The sequence below is a fragment of the Kitasatospora sp. NPDC033851 genome, assembly GCF_055576085.1.
In genome coordinates this window covers 36,000-52,660 of sequence record NZ_JBVIRL010000007.1, presented here as the reverse complement: position 1 = coordinate 52,660, position 16,661 = coordinate 36,000, and the positions used below count along the sequence as shown (strand labels likewise).

Annotated in this window: 14 protein-coding genes; 9 read left to right on the top strand and 5 right to left on the bottom strand. The window is 74.9% G+C overall.

Annotation, left to right across the window (positions count from 1 at the left end; translation table 11 throughout):
• Positions 1-38 precede the first annotated feature (38 nt).
• Positions 39-1,022 carry a GlxA family transcriptional regulator gene (locus tag ACZ51D_RS15730; RefSeq protein WP_465623001.1) on the bottom strand — a complete coding sequence of 328 codons (984 nt, stop codon included), beginning with the start codon at positions 1,020-1,022 and terminating at the stop codon, positions 39-41.
• 85 nt (positions 1,023-1,107) lie between these two features.
• On the opposite strand from ACZ51D_RS15730, the gene ACZ51D_RS15725 reads away from it, so the two are divergent.
• Positions 1,108-1,704, top strand: a complete 597-nt coding sequence (locus ACZ51D_RS15725; protein WP_465622999.1) for a cysteine hydrolase family protein — start codon at positions 1,108-1,110, stop codon at positions 1,702-1,704.
• An 87-nt stretch (positions 1,705-1,791) separates the two neighbouring features.
• Here the strand turns inward: ACZ51D_RS15725 and ACZ51D_RS15720 are convergent, their stop codons facing one another.
• Together ACZ51D_RS15720 and ACZ51D_RS15715 are read right to left on the bottom strand one after the other, a co-directional pair.
• Positions 1,792-2,316, bottom strand: a complete 525-nt coding sequence (locus ACZ51D_RS15720; RefSeq protein ID WP_465622997.1) for a hypothetical protein — start codon at positions 2,314-2,316, stop codon at positions 1,792-1,794.
• Between the two features lie 78 nt (positions 2,317-2,394).
• The gene (locus ACZ51D_RS15715) at positions 2,395-3,177 is read right to left on the bottom strand and encodes an SDR family oxidoreductase (RefSeq protein ID WP_465622995.1); all 783 of its coding nucleotides are present in this window, start codon (positions 3,175-3,177) and stop codon (positions 2,395-2,397) included.
• A gap of 113 nt (positions 3,178-3,290) precedes the next feature.
• Here ACZ51D_RS15715 and ACZ51D_RS15710 point away from each other — a divergent pair, with 113 nt between their 5' ends.
• Positions 3,291-4,229, top strand: a complete 939-nt coding sequence (locus ACZ51D_RS15710) for a sigma-70 family RNA polymerase sigma factor (RefSeq protein ID WP_465622993.1) — start codon at positions 3,291-3,293, stop codon at positions 4,227-4,229.
• Between the two features lie 92 nt (positions 4,230-4,321).
• Here ACZ51D_RS15710 and ACZ51D_RS15705 read toward each other — a convergent pair whose 3' ends face one another.
• Positions 4,322-4,834 (bottom strand): DinB family protein, encoded by a 513-nt coding sequence (locus ACZ51D_RS15705; protein WP_465622992.1) that lies wholly within the window; start codon positions 4,832-4,834, stop codon positions 4,322-4,324.
• Positions 4,835-4,866: 32 nt separating this feature from the next.
• Entirely contained in the window at positions 4,867-5,442 is a 576-nt protein-coding gene (locus ACZ51D_RS15700; protein WP_465622991.1) for a nucleosidase, read from the bottom strand.
• 286 nt (positions 5,443-5,728) lie between these two features.
• Between ACZ51D_RS15700 and ACZ51D_RS15695 the strand changes: the two genes are divergently transcribed.
• The 7 genes from ACZ51D_RS15695 (at position 5,729) to ACZ51D_RS15665 (ending at position 16,615) form a co-directional block, all read left to right on the top strand.
• Positions 5,729-7,219: a hypothetical protein gene (locus tag ACZ51D_RS15695; RefSeq protein WP_465622989.1), complete on the top strand. Its 1,491-nt coding sequence runs from the start codon at positions 5,729-5,731 to the stop codon at positions 7,217-7,219.
• Positions 7,220-7,248: 29 nt separating this feature from the next.
• The gene (locus tag ACZ51D_RS15690; RefSeq protein ID WP_465622988.1) at positions 7,249-8,214 is read left to right on the top strand and encodes a glutamate ABC transporter substrate-binding protein; all 966 of its coding nucleotides are present in this window, start codon (positions 7,249-7,251) and stop codon (positions 8,212-8,214) included.
• Positions 8,215-8,435: 221 nt separating this feature from the next.
• Positions 8,436-9,797, top strand: a complete 1,362-nt coding sequence (locus ACZ51D_RS15685; RefSeq protein ID WP_360503493.1) for a hypothetical protein — start codon at positions 8,436-8,438, stop codon at positions 9,795-9,797.
• A 5-nt stretch (positions 9,798-9,802) separates the two neighbouring features.
• On the top strand, positions 9,803-12,409 hold the full coding sequence (locus tag ACZ51D_RS15680; protein ID WP_465622986.1) for a serine/threonine-protein kinase: 2,607 nt from the start codon (positions 9,803-9,805) through the stop codon (positions 12,407-12,409).
• Between the two features lie 3 nt (positions 12,410-12,412).
• Positions 12,413-13,792: a PP2C family protein-serine/threonine phosphatase gene (locus ACZ51D_RS15675; RefSeq protein WP_465622984.1), complete on the top strand. Its 1,380-nt coding sequence runs from the start codon at positions 12,413-12,415 to the stop codon at positions 13,790-13,792.
• A gap of 128 nt (positions 13,793-13,920) precedes the next feature.
• Positions 13,921-15,276 carry a vWA domain-containing protein gene (locus ACZ51D_RS15670; protein ID WP_360503501.1) on the top strand — a complete coding sequence of 452 codons (1,356 nt, stop codon included), beginning with the start codon at positions 13,921-13,923 and terminating at the stop codon, positions 15,274-15,276.
• A 73-nt stretch (positions 15,277-15,349) separates the two neighbouring features.
• Positions 15,350-16,615 carry an FHA domain-containing protein gene (locus ACZ51D_RS15665; protein WP_465622980.1) on the top strand — a complete coding sequence of 422 codons (1,266 nt, stop codon included), beginning with the start codon at positions 15,350-15,352 and terminating at the stop codon, positions 16,613-16,615.
• Positions 16,616-16,661 lie beyond the last annotated feature (46 nt).

The following is a 16,661-nucleotide window of genomic DNA, read 5'->3' as shown; positions in this document are numbered from 1 at the left end:
CCGTCCGACTCGCCCTCGCCGCCTCCGACGACCACGTCCTAGTTCTCCTCCCGGCCCTCCTCCCGGCCCTCCTCCCGGCCCCGGAAGGCCCTGCGGTACTCGCGCGGCGCGACGCCGACCCGCGCCGTGAAGACCGGGCGCAGGGAGACCGCCGAGGTGAAGCCGCAGCGGGTGGCGACGGTGTCGACGGGGAGGTCGGTCTCCTCCAGGAGGCGTTGGGCGGTGAGGATGCGCTGGTCGAGGAGCCAGCGGGTCGGGGTGGTGCCGGTGGTGGCGGTGAAGTGGCGGGCGAAGGTGCGTTCGGACATCAGGGCGGCGGCGGCCATCCGGGGGACGGTCCAGGGGGTGTCGAGGGAGGCGAGGATCTCGGCGCGGACGCGGGAGAGCGGGTCGTCGGCGGTGGGGGCCGGGACCGGGGTGGGGATGAACTGGGCCTGGCCGCCGGCCCGGAAGGGGGCGGTGACCATGGCGCGGGCGATGGTGGCGGCGGCCTGCTGGCCGTGGGCGGTGCGGACGAGGTGGAGGCAGAGGTCGATGCCGGCGGCGACGCCGGCCGAGGTCCACAGGCCCTCGCCGCCGGTGAAGAGCACCTCGGGGCGGACCGTCACCGCCGGGAAGCGGCGGGCGAGTTCGGGGGCGAGGGCCCAGTGGGTGGTGGCTTCGCGGCCGTCGAGCAGGCCGGCTTCGGCGAGGACGAAGGCGCCCGCGCAGAGCGAGGCGATGGGGATCCCGGCGGCGGCGACGGCCCGCAGGGCGTTGAGGACGGCGGGGTCGAGGTCGGCGCCCGGGTCGTCGACGCCCGGCACCACGACCAGGTCGCAGTCGGCGAGCGCGGCCGGCCCGTGGTCGGGGACGCGTTCCAGCCCGCCGCCCAGCCGTACCCGGGCGCCGTCCGGGCCGCAGACCCGCAGGTCGAAGGCGGGCAGCCCGGGTCGGGAGGTCCGGTTGGCCCACACCTCGCCGATCACCGCGTAGTCGAAGGCCCGGACACCGTCGAAGATCAGGCAACCCACGGTTCGCATGGCAGAAATCTACTGGCAGGAATCTATCGATGGGTGACGTTTCTGCCCATCACGGCCCCGGCACCCGGACGAGCACGATGGACCCATGACGAACACCGACGCCTTCGACGCCCCGCTCACCCTCGACTCCGACGCCGTCCTCATCGTGATCGACGTCCAGAAGGGCTTCGAGGACCACGACTTCTGGGGCCCCCGCGACAACCCGCAGGCCGAGCAGCGGATCGCCGAGCTGATCGCCGCCTGGCAGGCCACCGGCCGCCCGATCGTCACCGTGCAGCACGCCTCCAAGGCGGGGCCGCTGGCCGAGGGCGCGCCGGGGTACGAGCTGAAGGACTTCGTCGCCGAGGTCACCCCGGCGCTGCACATCGTCAAGACCGTCAACAGCGCGTTCTACGGCACCCCCGACCTGCACGCCTGGCTCCAGGAGCGCGGCGCCCGTCAGCTGGTCGTCACCGGGATCATCACCAACGTGTGCAACGAGACCACCGCCCGGATGGCCGGCAACCTCGGCTACGACGCGATCTTCCCGACCGACGCCATGCACGGCTTCGACATGACCGGCCCCGACGGCACCACCCTCCCCGCCGCCGAACTCGCCCGCGCCACGGCCACGGTGCTGCACGCGATGCGGTTCGCCAAGGTGGTGACGGCGGACACGGTGCTCCAGGCGGCCAAGGCCTGAGCAGCCAGGGTCCGAACGCTCGGGCCTGAAAGCTCAGACCTGAAGACTCAGACCTGAAAGCTCAGGCCTGAACGCCGAGCCTGAACGCTACGGCCTGAGCAGCGGCTCGTACGCGTTGCCCTCCACGGCGTTGAGCAGCACGAACTCCGGCCCGAGGCCGAACGCGACCTCCCGCAGCCGCGCCAACGCCTCGGCCTCGGAGGGGACTTCGAGCCCAAGCGCGGCGGCGGCCGCGTCCCGGTCGGCGAAGTGCCCGGGCTCCTCCTCCAGGTAGTCCTCGGCGGCCTCCGCGCACTCCGCCGCCGTGAGCCGCCAGCAGTCCCGCCACCACGGCACGGCCAGCAGCAGCCGGACCAGCTCCGGCACCCCGACGGCCAGCAGGGCGGCGCCGCCCTCGGAGTCGGCGTACAGGACGGGCCGTTCCTCGCCGCCGTCGCCGCAGAGGAAGTAGGTGCCGCCCGCGCCGTCCTTGGCCACCGCCTCCAGGGCCGCGCCGGAGGCGAGCACCACCTCCTCGACGTGCTCGTAGCTCCGGGAGGGGTCGAACTCGCCTGTGCAGGTCAGGTAGTCGGCGGCGGCGTCGTTGGCGCGGATCGCGTCGAGGAGGGACATGGCGGCCACCCTACGGCGCACCGCTGACAGGGCTCACCCGGCCGGGAACCACCCCGCCGGGAACCACCCCGCAGGGGCTCACGCCGCCAGCCGCTCCGCCAGGAACTCCTCCCAGGTCCGCCGCCCGTGCTCCGCCCCGGTCAGGGTCAGGTTCTCCCCGGCCCGGTACGCGCGCCCGACCTTGCCCGGCACCCGTACGGGCAGCTGGCGGCGGCTGCGGCCCTGCGCCTCCAGGTACCGCCGGGTCAGCTCGCCCATCTCGTAGACGGTGGGGCCGGCCAGGTCGGGCACCGTTCCGGCCGGCTCGTCCAGCGCCAGTTCGACCATCCGGGCGGCGACCTCGCGCACGTCCACGGGCTGCCAGCGGATCCCGCCGGGCGCCGGGACGAGCGGCAGCTTCGCCATCTTCGCGACCACGGTGAACGCCAGGTCGTGGAACTGGGCGGCCCGCAGGATCGTGTACGGCAGGCCCGAGCCGGCCACCGCCTCCTCGGCGGCGTGCTTGGCCCGGAAGTAGCCGAGCGGGATCCGGTCGGCGCCGATCACCGAGATGTACACCAGGTGCCGCACGCCGGCCCGCCGGGCGGCGGCGACGAGCAGCCGGGTGGCGGTGTCGTCGCCCTTCGGGCCGCCCGCGAGGTGCAGCACGGTGTGCACGTCGGCCAGTGCCTCGTCCAGCCGGGCGGCGGCCTCGGCCGGGTCGCCGAGCAGGTCGCCGCGCACGTAGGTCACGCCGTCGGCGGCGGCCCGGTCCTGCCGGCTGAGGACGCGGACCGGCCACCCGGCCGCGCGCAGCAGCGGTACGACCTGCTTGCCGAGGGTGCCGGTGCCGCCGGTGACCAGCACGGGGTTGTTCGTCACGAGATCCACGGTCGTCTCCGATTCGTCCCTGGCGGGGAGTTGATCTCTCCGCCGCAGCCGTTGTTGGGTGGCTTCTGCTGCTCTGACCCACGGCGACGAAGGAATGTGACACGGTGGACGAGAATTCTTCTCCGGATGCCCGCAGCGCCCGAGCCGCGCTCTTCGAGGAGCAGCGCCCGCATCTGAAGGCCGTCGCCTACCGGATGCTCGGCTCGATCAGCGAGGCCGAGGACGCCGTCCAGGACACCTGGCTGCGGTACGACCGCACCGACACCGCCGGGGTGGAGAACCTGGGCGGCTGGCTGACCACGGTGGTCTCGCGGGTCTGCCTGAACCTGCTGCGGGCCCGCGCCCTGCGCCGGGAGGAGCCGCTGGAGCCCGCCGGGCCGGGCGGCGAGCCGGGCCCGCCGCGCATCCCGGACCCGCTGCTGCGGCGCGAGGGCGTGGTGGATCCCGAGCAGGAGGTGATGCTCGCGGATTCGGTCGGGCTGGCGCTGATGGTGGTGATGGAGTCGCTGTCGCCGGCCGAGCGGGTCGCTTTCGTGCTGCACGACCTGTTCGCCGTGCCGTTCGAGGAGATCGCCCCGCTGATCGAGAAGACGGCGGCCGCGACCCGGCAGCTGGCCAGCCGGGCCCGCCGCAAGGTGCAGGGGCAGGCACCCGCGCCGGACCCGGACCTGGGCCGGCAGCGGCTGGCCGTGGACGCCTTCTTCGCCGCCGCCCGCCACGGCGACCTGGACGCGCTGCTCGCCGTGCTCGACCCGGACGTGGTGCTGCGCTCGGACGGCGGGGCGGTCATGGCCCGGCACACGGTGGTGCTCTCGGGCGCCGCGACGGTGGCCGGCCAGGCCACCCTGTGGGGCACGCTGTCGCCGTTCGCCCGCCCGGCGCTGGTCAACGGCACCGCGGGCGCCGTGGTCATCGGCGACAACGGCCGGGCGCTGTCGATCATGGCGTTCACCGTGGTGGACGGCGCGATCGTGGCGATCGACGTGCTCACCGACCCCGATCGGCTGGCCGCGCTGGACCTCTCGGACTTCCGGAGCGTCTGAGACACGAAGGGGTGGGAGGGCAGGCGAGCGCCCTCCCACTCCGACAGCCTCAGCGACGTCCCGCCGGCGCCGACAGCCACCGCCGCCGCCCGTCAGCGCCCGACCGCGCCGTCCAGCTGCTCGCGGATGATGTCGGCGTGCCCGGCGTGCCGCCCGGTCTCCTCGATCATGTGGACCAGCACCCAGCGCATCGACGGCGCCTCGGCGTTCGGCCGCAGCGAGCGCACGCCCGGGCGGTCGAGGTCCGGGGCGGCCGCCGCCACCGCGTCGGCCCGGGCGATCGCGTCCCGGTACGCGGCGATCTCGTCGGCCACCGTGGCGCCGTCCAGCGGGATCTCGTCGGACTCCAGCGGCTCCTCCCCCAGCCCCTGGTAGGCCCACTCGAACCAGTTGAGTTCGACGGCCGTCAGGTGCCGCACCAGCCACAGCAGGCTGGTGCCGGAGGCGACGCCGGGGCGCCGGGCGTCCTCGTCGGAGACCCCGGCGAGCTTGCCGATCACCGCCTCGCGCAGGTATCCGAGGAAGGCCAGCAGAGTGGTCGGCTCGTCGGTGTTGACGCCGGGCGGGCGGTTGTCGGAGCGCTTGCGCGCGGTGCTCTCGGTCACCGCGCCACCCTAGCCAGGGCTTTGACGCTCGGTCACCAGCCCTGGGCGGAGACCCAGCCGGCGAGGTGCCGGGCGCAGTCGTCGACCGACTCCCGCCAGGTGTGCGCGGCGCCGCCCCCGGCCTCGTCGCTGACGTGCTTGACCAGCCGCACCGGCACCCCGGCCCGGTGGGCGACGGTGGCGACGGCGTAGCCCTCCATGTCGACCAGGTCGGCGTGCTCGGCGAGCCGGTCGCGGGCGGCGATGTCGGAGACGAACAGGTCGCCGGTGGCCAGCACCGGTCCGTCGCCCTTGCCGATCACCAGCGGGGCGCCGTACTGACGCCCGGTGAGCGCCTGCAGCGCGGGGGTGTCGAGGTCGTGCTGGATCACCTGGACCACGTGGTGGGTGCCCTCCCAGCCGGGGCGCAGCGCGCCGGCCGTGCCCAGGTTGATCACCTCGGAGGGCTTCTCGCCCTGGGCGAGGACGGTGGCCAGCGCGGCGGCGGCGTTGACCTTCCCGATCCCGGTGAGCAGCACGGGCAGTCGGTCGTCCAGGTGGGCGGCCTCCTCGCGGACGGCGACGACGAGCAGCGGGCGGTCGGGCGAGATCGTTCCAAGCAGGCGCATGGGCCCATCGTACGGAGCGAAGGGGTGCCGCACCCGGGAGCGCGCGCCCACGAACGGACCCGCGCGCTCCGCCCGGTCGGGGGAACCACGGAGGGTGCGGGCCGCGTCGGACGGTTCGCCACCTCTCCGTACGGGCCTCGGCCGCCGCGGTGCGACGGCGTGCGGAAACCGTGCACGACATGCTCAAGATCGGCGCAAGTCAGGTGTGGCCGGGGAGAGTCACGGCCATACTGCTGCCATCGGCCGGGCCCGGGGAACGGGCCGGCTCCAGGGGAGGATGAGGCGGGTGGCGACACCAGTAGGCAACGGCGCTCCGGGCGCCGCGATCCCGGCACGGCCGGACGGTCCACCGGGAGCCCCGGCCGCGCCGGGAACGCCGGTCGCCGTGCGGCCCGGCAGGGCCCCGGCGCCCAGACCCGGCGGAGCGCCCGCCCGGCGCCCCCGGGCGGTCGTCGCCACCGGCGTCCGCGCCCGGCTCGCGCAGGCCACCCGGACGGCGCCCGGCCGACTGCGGCTGGCCGGGGTGGTGCTCGCGGTGCTCACCGTGGCGTTCGGCGGGCTCACCGCCTGGCAGTTGGAGACCAGGGCGCAGGCCGCGGACCGGGTGGTCTCGTACAGCCAGCCGCTCAGTCGGGACGCCGCCGAGATCCACCGCAACCTGGCGGACGCCGCGACCACCGCGGCGAGCGGCTTCCTGCTGGCCGGGGCCGAGCCGAAGGACGTCCGGGCCCGCTACGAGCAGGACCTCGCCACGGCCGCCAAGCTGGTCGCGCAGGCCGCCGCCCGGACCACCGCGACCTCCCCCGCGCAGGACTCACTCGCCCGGCTGAACCAGCAACTTCCGACGTACGCCGGTCTGGTGGAAACCGCCCGGGCCGACAACCGGCAGGGCATCCCGCTCGGCGGCGCCTACCTGCGGTACGCCTCCGAGCAGATGCAGACCGTCCTGCTGCCGGCCGCCGCCGAACTGGCCGCCGCCGAGAACCAGGAGCTGGCGAACGACTACGCCGCGGCCAAGTCGGTGCCGTGGGGGGCGTACGGCCTGGCGGTGGTCACCCTGGCGGCGCTGGTCTGGGTGCAGCTGACGCTGTTCCGCCGCACCAACCGGGTGTTCAACATCGGCCTGCTGGGCGCCACCGCCGCCGTGCTGGCCGGCGCGCTCTGGCTCACCGTCACCGGGCTGACCACCAGTTCGGCGCTGAAGCGCAGCGACACCGAGGGCGCGACGCCGCTGCGGGCGCTCAACTCCGCCCGGGTCGACGTGCTGACCGACCGGCTGGCGGAGAACCTGCACCTCGTCGCCCGCGGCTCGACCACCAAGTACGCCGACCAGTGGACGAAGACCACCGAGCACCTGGAGGGGGCCGCGTCCCGGGACGCTCCGCTGGAGCGGCGCACCGGCTCGCTCCCGGAGGCCGTCCGGCTCGCGCCCTCGGCCGCCGAGCCGAGCGTCCGGGAGGCGGTGACCCAGTTCGACCAGTGGCGCGACCGGCACGACGCGGCCCGGAAGCTGGAGGTCGACGACGCCGACTACCAGGGCGCCCTGGACGCGACCGTGACGGCCACCGCCGACACCCACACCGCCGACGCCTTCTTCAACGCCACCGACCGGGCGCTCGCCCGGGCCGCCGACATCGAGCAGGACCGGTTCGAGCAGTCCGCCGAGGGCACCGGCGGGGACCTGCGGGCCGCCGCCGGCGCGGCCGCGCTGCTCGGCCTGCTGGCCGCGGCCGCCGCGCTGCGGGGCCTGGGCCGACGACTGGCCGAGTACCGGTAGCCGGTAACCGGCAGGGAGGAAACGGACAGATGCGCAAGAGAACCGTACGGACCAGGCCGGTCGCCGCCCTGGCGCTGCTGGCGGCCGGCGCCGTCGTGCTCGCCGGCGGCGGCCCGGTCGGCGCCGCACCGGCCGGGCCGGGTGCCACCGCGCCGCAGGCCGCGCAACAAGGGCAGCAGGGACAGCAGGCGCAGCAGGACCAGGCCGACTGCGACGTCTACAAGAGCGTGCCGCCGAGCACCGAGGACGGCCCGGCCGTGAAGGCCATCAAGGCCAAGCGCAGTCTGGTGATCGGCGTCGACCAGAACAGCTACCGCTGGGGCGCCCGCAACCCGAACACCGGCCAGATCGAGGGCTTCGACATCGATCTCGCCCGGGCGATCGGCACCGCCATCATCGGCGACCCGGACAAGGTGGTGCTCAAGCCGGTGGCGACCGCCGACCGGATCGACGCCATCCAGAAGGGCCGGGTCGACCTGATCGTCCGCACCATGACGATCAACTGCCAGCGGATGAAGGACGTCGCCTTCTCCAAGCCGTACTTCAACATCACCCAGCGCGTCCTGGTGCCGAAGGCGTCCCCGGCGAAGGACATCGACGACGCGGTCAAGGGCCGGACGGTCTGCGTCGCCGACGGCTCCACCGCCCAGACCGTACTCAAGGACAACAAGACCATCGGACAGGTCGTCACCGTGGGCAACCAGCTGGACTGCCTGGTGCTGCTGCAACTCGGCAAGGCGGACGCCGTCATGACCGACAACGGCCTGGCGGCAGGTCAGGCCGCCCAGGACCAGACCGTGCGGATCGTGGACGGCGAGGTGCAGCCGGAGGTGGTCGGCGTCGCCATGCTGAAGGAGAGCCCCGACCTGACCGCCCGGGTCAACCAGGTGCTGGCCGACTACTACGCGCGCGGCGACTGGGCCCGTTCGTACGAGCACTGGCTCAAGCCGTACATGCTCAACGACGCCGACCACTACTGGCCGGGCACGCACTGAGGCACCCGGAGGCACGCACTGAGGCACCGACAGGGCATCCGGGCCCGGGGCGTTGACGCGGTCTTGACGCCCCGCGCCCGTTCCGCCTCAACGGCCACCGGCTAGGGTTCGGGACGATCACCGCGGGGAGACCGGTGGTGGACACGGGGGGTTGTCGTGGGATCGCACGTCATGCGCGTCAGGCGCCTCGGGATCGCACGCGAGGAAGGAAGGACACCGCGGTGGCGGCATCGGCTGGCCCGGTACTGAGCCGGGAGGAGGTGGACCGCGCGCTCGCGCGCCTCGGCGCGGAACGGGACGCGGTCGAGTCGGCGCTGCTCGCCCTGCAGGACCACCCGGGCCTGCGGCTGCTGGACGGCGCCGAGCTGGCCGGGCGCACCCTGGAGCGCTGGTCGGTCGCCGGGAAGGGTCTGCCGCTGCTCTGGGCGCTGTTCGACCGCTACTCCGAGGCGCTGGCCTCGGCGCGCGCCGTGCGGGCCCGCAAGGCCAAGCCCGGCGCGCCCGAACTCGCCGAGCTGAGCGAGCTGTTGACCGGCGACGCGGTGACCGTCCCGGGCGGCGCGGTGCCGGACGGGCCGCAGCTGCTCGGCGCGCCCGCCAAGCTGGTCGAGCGGATCAGCCTGGACGCGCTGATGGCCCGGATGAACTCCTGGTACGCCTCCGTGCTGGAGGTGGTCAGCGCCGCCGACGCGGTCTGGTCGGCACTGCCGGCCCGGATCGACCTGCTGCTGGCCGAGCTCCACCGGGTGCGGACGCTGGCCGGCTCGCTCGGCGTACGGACCGGCGGCCACCCGCTGGCCGACGACATAGCCGCGATCGAGAAGGACCTCACCGAACTGCGCACCGAGGTGCACGGGGACCCGCTGGCGCTGTGGCGCCCGGCCCGGGTGCCCGCCCAGCGCGGCACGGTCCCGGAGGGTTCGGCCTTCGCCGGACCCGCCGGGGTGGTGGACACCGAGCGGTTCGACCGGGCCGGGCGGGCGCTGGACGGCGTCCGGCTGGAGCTGGAGGACCTGCTGCGGCTGCGCGACGAGGCCGAGGAGCGGCTGCAGGGCGTCGGCGACCTGCTCCAGCGGGCCGACGCCACGCTGGCCGAGGCCCGCCGGGCGCGCGGCGAGGTGCTGGCGAAGATAGCGGCCAGCGACGTCCCGGCGGTACCCGGCCCGGCCTCGGCACTGCGCGAGCGGATCGTCGCGGCGCTGGACCTGCGGCAGGCCGGGCAGTGGGGCCGGCTGGCGCCACTGCTGGACACGCTGGAGGACGCCGCCGCCAAGGAGCTGGCCCGGGCCCGGCAGGCGCTCACCGAGGTGACCCAGCCGCTGGCCGTCCGGGCCGAACTGCGCGGCCGGCTGGACGCCTACAAGGCGATGTCGGCCCGGCTGCGGGTCTCCGAGGACCCGGAAGTGATCGAGCGGTACGAGAAGGCGCGCTGGCTGCTGTGGAGCGCGCCGTGCGACCTGCGGGCGGCGGCCGCCGCAGTGGCCAGGTTCCAGCAGTCGCTGCGGCCGGCCCAGGCCGAGGCCGCGCAGGTTCAGGAGGCGACCGGCGAGGCGCCGGTCGACGGACAGGTCCAGGGGGGCTGAGGTTGATGGGCGGGACGTGCGTACGGCCGGAGTGCTCCGGCAGCGGCAGGATCGACGCCGACGGCTACTGCGACGAGTGCGGGCTGGCCCCGGCGGGCGGGACCACCGCGGCACCGAAGACACCGACGGCCGCTGCGGCGACCGCGGCGGGAGCCCGGGCCGGGGACGGTGCCGCCGGCCCCGGGGCGGCCTGCCCGCGTGACTGCTCCGGCACCATCGACGCGGACGGCTACTGCGACGAGTGCGGTCTCACCCCGCCCGGCGCCGACACCGGCGTCACCCAGCCCTACGTCCCCTCCGCCCGGGTCTCCCCGGACTCGGGGCGCAGCGGCTCGGTGCGCTCGATGTCGGCCCGCACCGGCTCCGCCCGCTCGATGTCCGGCCGCTCCCGCTCGCACCGCTCGACCCGCACCGGCTCCGCCCGCTCGGTCTCGGTGCGCTCCTCCCGGGCCAGCGCCAGCGCGGGCACCCGCAACCGGCTGGGCGCCGGCCTGGTCACCGTGCCGACCGTGGAGACGGCCGACCCGGCGCAGGCGGTGCTGGCCAACCCGGAGGTGCCCGAGCGCAAGCGGTTCTGCTCCAAGTGCGAGGCCCCGGTGGGCCGGGAGAAGAACGGCAACCCCGGCCGCCCGGAGGGCTTCTGCACCAAGTGCGGCACGCCGTACTCGTTCACGCCCAAGCTGCGCCGGGGGGACCTGGTCGGCGGGCAGTACGAGGTGGTGGGCTGCCTGGCGCACGGCGGGCTCGGCTGGATCTACCTGGCGGTGGACCGGCGGGTCAACGACAAGTGGGTGGTGCTGAAGGGCCTGCTGGACACCGGGGACGAGGACGCGCTGGCCGTGGCCGTCGCCGAGCGGCGCTTCCTGGCCGAGGTCGACCACCCGAACATCGTCCGGATCATCAACTTCGCCGAGCACCCGGACCTGCGCACCGGCTCCACCGACGGCTACATCGTCATGGAGTACGTCGGCGGCAAGTCGCTCAAGGACATCGCCAACGACCGCCGCACCCCGGACGGCCGGCGCGAGCCGCTGCCGGTCGAGCAGGCGATCGCGTACGCGCTGGAGGCGCTGCCGGCCTTGGGCTACCTGCACGGCCGGGGCCTGGTGTACTGCGACTTCAAGATCGACAACGCGATCCAGAGCGGCGACACGCTCAAGATCATCGATATGGGCGCCGTCCGCCGCCTCGACGACGACGGCCCGATCTACGGCACCATCGGCTACCAGGCCCCGGAGATCGCCACCGACGGCCCCTCCCCCGCCTCCGACCTGTACACCGTGGCCCGCACCCTCGCCGTGCTCACCTTCGACTTCCAGGGCTACAGCACCACCTACCGCGACTCGCTGCCCGGCCCGGAGGACGTCGAGGCTTTCGCCCGCTACGAGTCGTACTACCGCCTGCTGGTCCGCGCCACCGACCCGGACCCGGCCCGCCGCTTCTCCTCCGCCGAGGAGATGGCCGACCAGCTCACCGGCGTGCTGCGCGAGATCCTGGCCCTTCAGAACGACCGGCCCTACCCCGCGCTCTCCACCCTCTTCGGCCCCGAACTGCGCGTCGTGGACACCGAGTTGGTGCTGCCCACCGAGCAGGCCGGGCAGCTCCGGGTGGCCGCCCTGGACCCGGCCGCCGCCGCCCTCGCCCTGCCCATCCCCCGGGTGGACCCGAGCGACCCCAACGCCGGCTTCCTCGCCACCCTGCTCTCCCCCGACCCCGAGGAGGCCCTCGTCGCCCTGGCCGGCATCCCCGCCGTCTCGGTGGAGAGCCGGCTGCGCGAACTGCGCGCCCTGCTCGAACTCGGCCGCCACCGCGACGCCCTGACCCGCCTCGACGCGCTGGAGCAGGACCACCCCGACGACTGGCGGGTGGTCTGGTACCGCGGCCTCACCGCCCTGGTCGGAGCCTCCGAAGAACTCCCCGAGGGCAACGGCGAGCGCCCTGAGGGCGAGCACGCACCCCGAGTCACCGCGGAGGCGAGCGGGCGAATGACAGCCCTGCGGGCGGCGGCCGAGGCCTTCGACGCCGTGTACGACGCCTTCCCCGGCGAGGCCGCGCCCAAGCTCGCCCTCGCCATCTGCGCCGAACTGCTCGGCAACGGCGGTGACGCGGCCGAGTTCTACCGGCTGGTGTGGGCCACCGACCAGGCCTACCTGAGCGCCGCCTTCGGGCTGGCCCGGGTCCGGCTGGCCGAGGACGACCGGGCCGGCGCGGTCCGCGTCCTGGAGTCCGTCCCGGCCACCTCCAGCCAGTACACCGCCGCCCGGATCGCCACCGTCCGGGCCCGGCTGCGCGAGCGGCCCGCCACCGACGAGCTGGCCGCCGACCTCGACGCGAGCTCGGCGCAGCTGACCGCGCTGCGGCTGGACGACCGGCGCCGCGAGGAGCTCTCCGTCGAGGTGCTCGGCGCGGCCCTCGGCTGGGTCGGCGCCGGGTCGGCCGGGTCCCGGCAGGCCGCCGACCTGGCGGTACTGGGACGTCCCGCACAGGAGCGGGAACTGCGCTTCGCCCTGGAACAGTCATACCGGGTACTCGCCCGGTTGGCCGACCGGGCCGAGATCAGGATCGAGATGGTGGAACGGGCCAACCGTGCCCGTCCCAGGACGTGGGTGTAGCCGATGCCGCAGCAGACCGAGTGCCCGAGCTGTTCCGAGCCGATGGACCCGGAGGACGCCTACTGCGGCTCCTGCGGGGCCGGTCGGGACGGCCGGCCCGCCCAGGGCGCGATGCCCGCGGGCTGGGCCGCCGCCCGGGGTGAGGCCGTACCGCAGCAGCGCGGGCCGGTCTGCGTGCACTGCGGGCAGCCGCAGGTCACCGCGGACGGCTACTGCGAGGGCTGCGGCGGCGCCCAGCCGCGGCCGCGCGACCACATGGAGAAGGCGCTCGCGGGCGTTGCCGGGGTCAGCGACCGCGGCGTGCGCCACCACCGCAACGAGGACAGCTTCACCATCGCCGCGAGCTCGCTGCCCGGCGGCGAGCCGGTCGTGGTCGCCGTGGTGTGCGACGGCGTCTCCTCCTCCGACCGCCCGGACGAGGCCTCGGCGACCGCCGTCGACGCCGCCTCCGAGTCCCTGCTGACCTCGCTGGAGGCCGGCCAGGAGCCGACCGGGGCGATGCGCGCGGCCATCGCCGACGCCGCCAAGGCCGTGGCCGACCTGGCGACCGACGGCTCCGGCCCCGTGCGGCCCGACCTCAACGCGCCCGCCTGCACCTACGTCAGCGCGATAGCCGCGGGCGGCCGGGTCACCATCGGCTGGGTCGGCGACACCCGGGCGTACTGGATCCCGGACGACCGCGCCGCCGCCGAACCCTTCCGGCTCACCCAGGACGACTCCTGGGCGGCCCGGATGGTCGAGGCCGGGCTGATGAACGAGGCCGAGGCGTACGCCGACCCGCGCGCGCACGCGATCACCGGCTGGCTCGGCGCCGACGCCGAGGAGGTCGTGCCGCACACCCTCGACTTCACCCCGCACGTCCCCGGGGTGGTGCTGATCTGCACCGACGGCCTGTGGAACTACGCCGAGGCGGCCACCGACCTGGCGTACTACGTCCGGCCGGACGCCCGCACCGAGCCGCTCGCGACGGCGCAGACCCTGGTGAAGTTCGCGGTCGCCGCCGGCGGCCACGACAACATCACCGTCGCGGTGCTGCCGATCGACCCGCCGGTCGTGCCCGTCGAGGAGGCCGAGCAGACCCCCACGGCGCTCGACCTGCCCGTGCTGACCCCGTCCGTGCCGGCCGCGCGGCCGGCCGCTCAGGCGGCTCCCGGGGGCGGCGAGGACTACGAGGACTACGAGCCGACCCTGCCGGACATCCCGGTGATCGGCTCCCCCGCCGCACCGCTGCCGCCGACACCGCCGGTCCCGCCCGCACCGCCGGCGGTCCCCCCGGCCGTTCCCCCGGTTGTTCCCCCGGCACCGGCTCCTCCGGCACCGCCCGCCACACCGCCCGCCGCACCGCCCGTCCCGCCGCAGCCGCCGCACCCGCCGACGGCCTGACCGGCCGTGCGCCGGACGCCCCGGCGCCACGGTCCGCCGCTCCCGAGCGCCCAGCCGCCCGGGGCCGGCGGACCGCCCCACCGTCCTGATCGCATCCACCCCCTCACCCGACGGGAGCCGACCGCCCCATGGCAACACTGGCTAAGCCGAACCTGCCCAGGTTCGACGTGGAGATCTTCCAGAACGAGTACCTGGCCGACGGCGCCCGCGAGGTCAACGCCATCGTCACCGTCACCGCGACCGGCGGCGGCACCTCGGGCGGCCGCCCGCTCGGGATCACCGACGCGGGACCGGCGGGGGCCGAGGCCGCCGCGGCCGTGGTGATCCTGGTGGACTGCTCGGGATCGATGGACTACCCCAAGACCAAGATCAACGGCGCCCGGGACGCCACCGCCGCCGCCATCGACGCACTGCGTGACGGCACCGCCTTCGCCGTGGTCGCCGGCACCCACGAGGCCCGCGACATCTACCCCGGCGACGGCACCCTCGCCACCGCCTCCGCCGCCACCCGCGAGCAGGCCAAGCAATCGCTGCGCCGCCTCACCGCGGCCGGCGGCACCGCGATGGGCACCTGGCTCGCCAAGGCCGACAAGCTCTTCCTCACCCGCCGCGAGATCGCCATCCGGCACACCATCCTGCTCACGGACGGCAACAACGAGCACGAGTCGGCGGAGGACCTGGCCCGCAACATCGAGCGGGTCACCGGCCACTTCACCGCCGACTGCCGGGGTGTGGGCACCGACTGGCGGATCGACGAGCTGCGCACGATCTCCTCCGCATTGCTCGGCACCGTCGACATCGTCGCCGAGCCCTCCGGCCTGGCCGAGGACTTCCGCTCGATGATGGCCGGCGCGATGGGCAAGCAGGTCGCCGACGTCGCGCTGCGGATCTGGACCCCGGCCAACGCCACGGTGAAGTTCGTCAAGCAGGTCGCCCCCGCGGTCGAGGACCTGACCGCCCGCCGCGCCGAGGCCGGGCCCCGGGCCGGCGACTACCCCACCGGCTCCTGGGGCGACGAGAGCCGCGACTACCACGTCTGCGTCGAGGTCCCGGCCGCCGCGGTCGGCAACGAGATGCTCGCCGCCCGGATCAGCCTGGTCCTTCCCCCGCAGGTCGGCGGCGGCGCCCCCGAGGTGCTCAGCCAGGGCCTGGTCAAGGCCGTGTGGACCGACGACCTGGCCTCCTCCACCCGGATCAGCCCGCAGGTCGCCCACTACACCGGGCAGGCCGAGCTCGCCTCCTCCATCCAGGCGGGCCTGGAGGCCCACCGAGCCGGGGACGTCGACACCGCCACCGCCAAGCTGGGCGCCGCCGTCCGGATCGCGCACGCGACCGGGAACGAGGGCACCTACAAGCTGCTGCAGAAGGTGGTGGACGTAGTGGACCCGAAGGAGGGTACGGTTCGGTTCCGTAAGAACGTGAGCGAGGCCGACTCGATGACCCTTGAGACCCGGTCGACCAAGACGGTACGTGTGAAGAAGTGACCGCTGAAGACGTGACCGGGCCGGCACCCCGGCGCGACGCCGCACCGAGCCGGCCCGAAACGAGGGGGACCTGATGCCGATCTGCCCGAGGGGCCACGAGTCGCAGGCCGAGGACTGGTGCGACTTCTGCGGCTTCCCGATGACCCCGCCGGCCCCGAACCCCGGCGCTCACGGCGCCCACGGGGGCTACCCGGGCGCGCCCGGAGCCGCCACCCCCGCCCCCGCGCCCGGCGCACCCGCCGGGTACCCGGAGCACGGCGGTGCGTCCTTCGGCGCGCCACCGCCCCCTCCCCCGATGCCGCCGGGGGCCTTCCCGCAGCCGCCCGCGGCGCCGCAGGGCCTCACCGAGGGCCTGGTCGTCTGCCCGATCTGCCGCAGCCCGCAGACCGGCCGGTTCTGCGAGGAGTGCGGCTACGACTACGAGCTCTCCACGCCCTCGCGCCGCCAGGCCCCGGCCACCGGCGCACCCGCGCCCGGCCCGGCCCAGTCGCGGCCGCTGAACATCCCGGCGGCGTACGGCGGGGCCCCGCAGCAGCAGCCGCAGTCCTCGTACGGCCAGGCGCCGCACGAGCAGCAGCAGTACGGCCACGGCCAGGCTCCGCACGAGCACCAGCAGCACGAGCAGCAGCAGTACGGCCAGGCGCCGCACCAGCAGCCGGCGGCCGGCCGGCAGGCCGTCGCCCCGCCCGTCCCGCAGCAGCCGCACGCCCCGGCGCAGCCGCACACCTACGGCTACCCGCCGGCGGAGGCCGCGTACCCCGAGTCCGCGTTCCCCGAGGCCCCGGTGCGCGAGGACTCCGGCCCGGTGTACGCCCAGCCGGCCGGTCCCGGCCCGAACAACCGCGGCGGCGACTTCGGCACCTCCTTCCACCTCGCCCCGCCGCAGCCACAGCACCCCCAGCAGGAGGCCGCCCCGGCCGAGCCGGTGCGGACCACCTGGATCGCCGTGGTCTCGGCCGACCGGGACTACTTCACCGACATGATGGCCCGCAGCGGCCCCGAGGCGGCCGGCCTGTTCTTCCCGCCGTACTGCCCCGAGCGCCGGATCCCGCTGACCGGCCGCGGCCAGCTGCGGATCGGCCGGCGCAGCCAGCACCGGGGCACCGTGCCGGAGATCGACCTGTCCGTCCCGCCGGAGGACCCGGGCGCCTCGCACCAGCACGCGCTGCTCGCCGAACAGGCGGACGGCAGCTGGGTGCTGGTGGACCAGGACTCGACCAACGGCACCACCGTGAACGGCGGCGCGGAGGCGGTCGCCCCGCACACCGCGGTGCCGCTGAACGACGGCGACCGGATCCACGTCGGCGCCTGGACGACCATCACGGTGCACCGCGCCTGACGGAAGATCACAGCTCCGAAAACTGTTCGGAACGATTTCCTGAGGA